The 6,176-nt window shown below is 61.6% G+C and carries 6 protein-coding genes; 3 read left to right on the top strand and 3 right to left on the bottom strand.

From position 1 onward, the window contains the following. From ACIQ36_RS17345 to ACIQ36_RS17335, 3 genes are all read right to left on the bottom strand, one after another. A partial coding sequence (locus ACIQ36_RS17345) for a ribonucleotide-diphosphate reductase subunit beta (RefSeq protein WP_395831633.1) occupies positions 1-456 on the bottom strand: 456 nt, incomplete at its 3' end. A gap of 51 nt (positions 457-507) precedes the next feature. Next, entirely contained in the window at positions 508-2,340 is a 1,833-nt protein-coding gene (locus ACIQ36_RS17340; protein WP_395831631.1) for a ribonucleoside-diphosphate reductase subunit alpha, read from the bottom strand. Between the two features lie 198 nt (positions 2,341-2,538). After that, entirely contained in the window at positions 2,539-3,459 is a 921-nt protein-coding gene (locus tag ACIQ36_RS17335; protein WP_395831628.1) for an alpha/beta hydrolase, read from the bottom strand. On the opposite strand from ACIQ36_RS17335, the gene ACIQ36_RS17330 reads away from it, so the two are divergent. The 3 genes from ACIQ36_RS17330 (at position 3,452) to ACIQ36_RS17320 (ending at position 6,130) form a co-directional block, all read left to right on the top strand. Beyond that, positions 3,452-4,645, top strand: coding sequence for a glycosyltransferase family 4 protein (locus tag ACIQ36_RS17330; protein WP_395831625.1), 1,194 nt, complete (start codon positions 3,452-3,454; stop codon positions 4,643-4,645). The genes ACIQ36_RS17335 and ACIQ36_RS17330 overlap by 8 nt on opposite strands. 5 nt (positions 4,646-4,650) lie before the next feature. Next, positions 4,651-5,568, top strand: coding sequence for a glycosyltransferase family 9 protein (locus tag ACIQ36_RS17325; protein ID WP_395831623.1), 918 nt, complete (start codon positions 4,651-4,653; stop codon positions 5,566-5,568). 130 nt (positions 5,569-5,698) lie between these two features. Next, positions 5,699-6,130 carry a DUF29 domain-containing protein gene (locus ACIQ36_RS17320; protein ID WP_395831621.1) on the top strand — a complete coding sequence of 144 codons (432 nt, stop codon included), beginning with the start codon at positions 5,699-5,701 and terminating at the stop codon, positions 6,128-6,130. Positions 6,131-6,176: the final 46 nt, after the last annotated feature.

Here is a 6,176-nt window from a genome sequence, read left to right as displayed (position 1 = left end):
GACCGCGAGCGTGCGGACGATGTCGGCGTCGGTACTCACCCCGAAGCGCTGCATATAATCATGCTTATCCGACATCTCTTTATAGCGCAGGAACGCCGTATATTCCTGCTCCGGCATCCCAATCGTATCCAGAAGATGCGAATAGGCGGCGATATGCACCGTTTCCATATTGGAAAAGGCCGTTAGCATCATTTTGATTTCGGTCGGCTTGAACACCCGGCCGTATTTTTCGTGGTAGCAATCCTGCACTTCCACGTCGGCTTGGGTGAAGAAGCGGAAGATTTGGGTGAGCAGATTGCGCTCGTGATCGGTCAGTTTGCGCGCCCAATCCCGGCAATCTTCGCCCAAGGGCACTTCTTCCGGCATCCAATGGATCTGTTGCTGACGCTTCCAGAACTCAAAGGCCCAGGGATATTCGAACGGCTTATAAGCCTTGCTGGCGGACAGAAGCGGCATTGGAGCCTCGTGTAGAAAAATGTTTAAGCGGAGGAAGCGAGGGCCACGCGCCTATTGGCAGGCGAGGCACTCGTCGTAATCCTTGACCTCGGCGATCACCTTGCGGCGCTCGTAGGTATTGTCGGTCTCAACCCCGCCCGCAAAGCCGGCGCGCTGAATGCTCTTCGAGCGGCAGTAATAGAGCGATTTCACGCCCATTTCCCACGCGCGGTAATGCAGCATCAGCAGGTCCCACTTATCGATATCGCCCGGCAGGAAGATATTGAGCGAGGTGCCCTGGCAGATATAGGGCGTGCGGTCGGCGGCAAATTCCACCAGCCAGCGTTGATCGATTTCAAAGGCAGTGCGGAACACGGCCTTTTCGTCGGCGCTGAGGAAATCGAGATGCTGCACCGAGCCTTCATGCTCCAGCATCGACGACCAAACGCTTTCGCTATTGCGGCCCTTCTGGATCAGCAGCGCTTCCAGATAGGGGTTGCGCACGGCAAACGAGCCAGACAACGTTTTGTGATTATAGATATTCGCCGGAATCGGCTCGATCCCCGCCGAGGTGCCGCCGCAGATGATGGAAATCGAGGCCGTGGGCGCAATTGCCATCTTATGGCTGAACCGCTCCATCACGCCCACTTCCGCCGCATCCGGGCACGCACCGCGTTCTTGGGCGAGGTACATGGAGGCGGCATCCGCCCGCTCTTTCAGGTGCCGGAAGACGCGCAGGTTCCAGGATTTCGCCAAGGCGCTTTCCAGCGGAATGCCCTTCATCTGAAGGAAGCTATGGAAGCCCATGACGCCAAGGCCAACCGAGCGTTCGCGGCTAGCGCTATATTTGGCGCGGGCCATTTCGTCCGGGGCGCGGTCGATGAAGTCTTGCAGCACGTTATCGAGGAAGCGCATCAGGTCTTCCACAAAGCGCGGCTCTTGGCTCCACTGCTCCCACATCTCGACGTTGACCGACGAGAGGCAGCAAACCGCCGTGCGGGCCTTGCCGAGATGGTCCGGCCCCGTGTGCAGCATGATTTCGGAGCAGAGGTTCGAGGTGGAGCATTTCAGGCCCAAGGTGCGCTGATGCTCGGCCATCGTCCGGTTTACGGTATCGATGAAGATTACATAGGGCTCGCCCGTGGCGATGCGGGTTTCCACCAACCGTTGGAACAGCGCGCGCGCGTCGGCGGTGCGTACCACTTCCTTGGTTTTGGGCGAGCGCAGCGGGAATTCCTTGCCGTCGCGCACCGCTTCCATGAACTCATCGGTCAGCAGAACGCCGTGGTGCAGGTTCAGGGCTTTGCGGTTGAAATCGCCGGATGGCTTACGAATTTCCAGAAACTCTTCAATTTCCGGATGATTAATGTCGAGATAGACCGCCGCCGAGCCGCGCCGCAGCGAGCCCTGACTGATGGCAAGCGTCAGACTATCCATGACCCGGATGAAGGGGATGATGCCGCTGGTCTTGCCATTCAGGCCGACCGGCTCGCCAATGGAACGAACCTTGCCCCAATAGGTGCCGATCCCGCCGCCGCGCGCCGACAGCCAGACATTCTCGTTCCAGGTATCGACGATCCCGTCGAGACTATCATCGACCGAATTGAGATAGCAGGAGATCGGCAAACCCCGCCCGGTGCCACCATTGGAGAGAACCGGCGTTGCCGGCATAAACCACAGACGGCTCATGTAATCATAGAGGCGCTGAGCGTGTTCCGTATCATCCGCATAGGCACTGGAGACGCGCGCAAACAGATCCTGGAAGCTCTCGCCCGGCAGCAAATAGCGGTCGCGCAGCGTCTCTTTGCCGAAATCGGTTAAGAGCGCGTCGCGCGATCGGTCGATTTGAACAGGCTTCGATTGGCCCGGCGCCGTTACATGCGCACGTACATCACCATCCATCATTCTGGCCTCTTCAACTCTGTCGTTTTGTGTCGCTGGCCCTTAAGCCAATTTAGCGTGGACTAGCGACCTTCTGCGCCAGACCAAAGGGACGAGCGCGATGGGCTCACCGCGTCGTCACACACAAGATATTGGGTAAGGAGCCGCCCAAGTCAACTAGCCATATTGCTTGACAGGGCGCGCGGCCCTCGTTCCAAGGGCTTAATCAGAGGTTAAGGATGCCGTAATTTCACCCCGGAAATTACCGGAATTCTTGAGAGATTCGGACGCAAGTTCAGCCAGAGTCTGAGCCAAGACAGTCAAATCACGGGAATGTGACAAACGATGGTCGCCCCCCTTCAGCAGGGTCACTCTTAGGTCGGGACTCTTCAGACTCTGGGCGAGCGCGAGGCTACAATCGTAGGGAACATCGGTATCCTCTGTTCCGTGCAGCAAGCGTACCGGAACCGGCATGGAATGTTCCCGATCCAGCACCAAATTTTTACATCCATCGGCCAACAATCGCGCTGTAATCGGGTCCGGATCGCCATAGGCGGACGCGCGGAAGAAAACCCCGTCCCGGTCCAATGCCGCCCGCAACGCCGGGGTCAGGCGCGGCTCGATCAGGCGGGCGGTGAAGTCTGGGGCGGCGGCAATCCCGATCAACCCAGCCAGCCGGTCGGGCCGGGCGAGCGCGGCCAGGGTCATCAACCAGCCGCCCATGCTGGAGCCGATCAGGATCAACGGCCCCTGCGTCACTTTGTCTAGGATCGTTAGCGTATCGGACAGCCAGGTGGTGATATCGCCCTTCTCAAAACCGCCCCCCGTCTCCCCATGCCCGAGCGGATCGAAGCGCGTATAGCCACATCCCCAAGCCTGCGCGAGGTGATCCAGCCAGCGCGCCTTGATGCCCACCATTGCCGAGCGGAAGCCGCCGATAAACAGGATTCCCGGCAGATTGGCCGCAGCCGCTGGACGATGGCGATAGGCGACCCTATGTCCATACGCGGAATTTACTTCATAGGCCGTGGCCGAATCGGGTAAGCACTGATCCCGAGCCACGAAATCGGCCAGCAGTCGGCCAATCCCTTCTGGATCGACCCGAAGACTGCCGCTCGTGTAAGGATTGCTGTCGTTGACCACGCCGCCGCCTCTTTCTAACGCTGACCTGCCGCCCACGCGGCCCGCCGTCATTCTACAGGTTCTACCGGCGCTGAAAACCGGCGGGGTCGAACGGACGGCGGTGGATATTGCGGTCGCAACCCAGCAGGCAGGATGTCGGTCCGTCGTCGTCTCTTCGGGCGGGCCAATGGTCCACGAAATGGAGCGCAGCGGCGCGCGCCACATTATTTTGCCGCTCGATTCGAAGAATCCCATCACGATCTGGCGCAATGTTGCGCGCCTTGCCGATATCATCCGGCGCGAGGGCGTCGATATCGTCCACGCCCGCAGCCGTGCCCCGGCCTGGAGCGCCCTCTGGGCCGCTCGCCGCACGGGCCGCCCGTTCCTCACCACCTTCGCCGGGATCTATAATTTTAAGACCCGGCTGAAGCGCGCCTATAACGCCGTGATGCAAAAGGGCGATCTTGTTATCGCCAACTCGCAGTTCACCGCCGATCACGTCCACCACACCTACCAAACGCCGCTGAATAAGATTCGGGTGATTCCGCGCGGCGTCGATCTGGCGCTGTTCGATCCCGCCCGCATGCGCCCCGACCGGCTGGTTGCTCAAGCCCAAGCCCTGCGCCTGGAAGACGGCATGCCGGTGCTGATGCTGCCGGGCCGTGTCACGCGCTGGAAGGGGCACCGGGTGGTCGTCGAAGCCATCGCCCGCCTGGACCGGCGCGATATTCAATGCCTGTTCATTGGCAGCGACGAGGGCCGTGAGGACTATCGCGCCGAAATCGAAGCCCTCATCGAACAGCGCGGCCTCGGCGGCATTATCCGCTTTGCCGGGCAGGTCAAAGATATGGCCGCCGCCTATATGCTGGCCGATGTGGTGATTTCCGCCTCCACCGACCCCGAAGCCTTTGGCCGCGTCGTTGCCGAAGCCCAAGCGATGGGCCGTCCCGTCATCGCCTCGGACCACGGCGGCGCGCGCGAAACCGTGCTGCCGGGGGAAAGCGGCTGGTTGGTGACACCGAGCGACCCCAACGCGCTGGCGATTGCCCTCACCGAAGCCTTGGCGCTGCCGACCGCTGTGCGCACTGCGATGGGCGCGCGCGGGCAGGCCCATATCCGCGAGAATTTCTCGAAGGTCCGCATGTGCGCCGATACGATGCAGGTCTACACCGAACTGCTGGAGCGGTTCACGGCCCCGCAAGGCTGATTTTGGTGCGGGCTGCGCCAATTTTGGTCATCAAGCTCGGGGCCTTGGGCGATATCGTGCTGGCCACCGGCCCGTTTGCCGCCATCCGCGCCCATCATCCGGGTGCCCCTATCACGCTGCTGACGACGAAACCCTATGCGGCGTGGCTCGGGTCCGCACCCTATTTCGACGATGTCTGGATCGATCCGCGCCCCAGTGCGCTTGATGTTAGCGGCTGGCTCCGCTTACGGCGGCAGTTACGCGGCGGCGGCTTTGGCCGGGTTTATGATCTGCAAACCTCCGGGCGCTCGTCGCGCTATTTCTGGCTGATGCGCCCGACCCCGCCCGACTGGTCGGGCATCGCCCCCGGCTGCTCCCTGCCCGACGCCGACCCGAACCGCAATCACCTGCATACGGTCGAGCGCCAAGCCGGGCAGTTGCGCGCCGCCGGGATTGCCGAGGTGCCGCCGCCCAATCTCGATTGGTGCGACGCCGACCTGAGCGGCTTCACCCTGCCCGCCCGCTTCGCCCTGCTGGTGCCGGGCGGCTCGGCCCATCGGCCCGAAAAACGCTGGCCCGCCCTCGCCTATGCCGCCCTCGCCCGCCGCCTGTTAGAGCGCGGCCTCACGCCGCTGCTGATCGGCACCGGGGCGGAAGCGCGCGTGTTGACGGAGATCGAAGCCCAGGCCCCTGGCGTGGTCTCCCTGCTCGGCCAAACCGATTTTCCCAGCCTCTGCGCCCTCGCCCGCCGGGCTGAGCTAGCTGTGGGCAATGACACCGGCCCGATGCACCTGATCGCAACGGCGGGCTGCCGAAGCGTGGTGCTCTTCTCCAGTGCTTCCGACCCGGCCCTAACCGCGCCGCGCGGGCGGGCAGTGACGATCCTGCGGGAGGCGCGGCTGGAGGATCTGTCGGTGGATCAGGCGATAGAAGGATTGTGCTGACGCCCTGCAAAGGCTCTGCCTCTGCACTCCGCTTAAGGGCGACCCCCTTAAGAAACTCGTTTCGTTGACGTGCGTTCGTGTCAATGCGAAAATGATCTTGCGGATTCGCATTGCCCCTCCTGAGGTTCCAATGTCCCTCTATGATTCCGATTTTCACGCTTGGGCACTCCAGCAGGCCGCTCTCTTACGAGCGGGTAAGCTGGCGCAGGCAGATATTGAGAAAATAGCTGAGGAAATTCAGAGCATGGGCCGGGGCGAACAGCGCGAACTCGAAAGCCGCTTAACGATCCTGCTGCTGCACCTATTAAAGTGGCGCTACCAACCGGCGTTCCGAGGGAATTCCCGGCGCTATTCAATTCTAGAGCAGCGTCGCCGTATCGAGCGCCACTTGCGCCAAAACCCCAGTCTGCACGCGAAATTAACCGAGTGTTTGACCGATGCTTATGGCGACGCCCGCATCGAAGCCGCGCAGGAAACGGGATTGGACCCAGAGAGCTTCCCGGAAACCTGCCCTTGGTCTTTCGCAGACATGATGTCCCCCGACTTCTGGCCCGAAGCCTAAGGGTGTCGGGTTTCTCAAGGGGCCGAAGCCCCTTGAGCCGGGTGCA

Source organism: Elstera sp. (assembly GCF_044372965.1).
GTDB lineage: Bacteria > Pseudomonadota > Alphaproteobacteria > Elsterales > Elsteraceae > Elstera.
The sequence above is the reverse complement of the archived record's forward strand: the minus strand, read 5'-3'. Positions and strand labels throughout refer to the sequence as shown.

Excerpts from the sequence above, each read along its gene's own strand:
- ACIQ36_RS17340 (WP_395831631.1), bottom strand. The coding sequence starts at position 2,340 with ATGATGGATGGTGATGTACGTGCGCATGTAACGGCGCCGGGCCAATCG.
- ACIQ36_RS17320 (WP_395831621.1), top strand. The coding sequence starts at position 5,699 with ATGTCCCTCTATGATTCCGATTTTCACGCTTGGGCACTCCAGCAGGCC.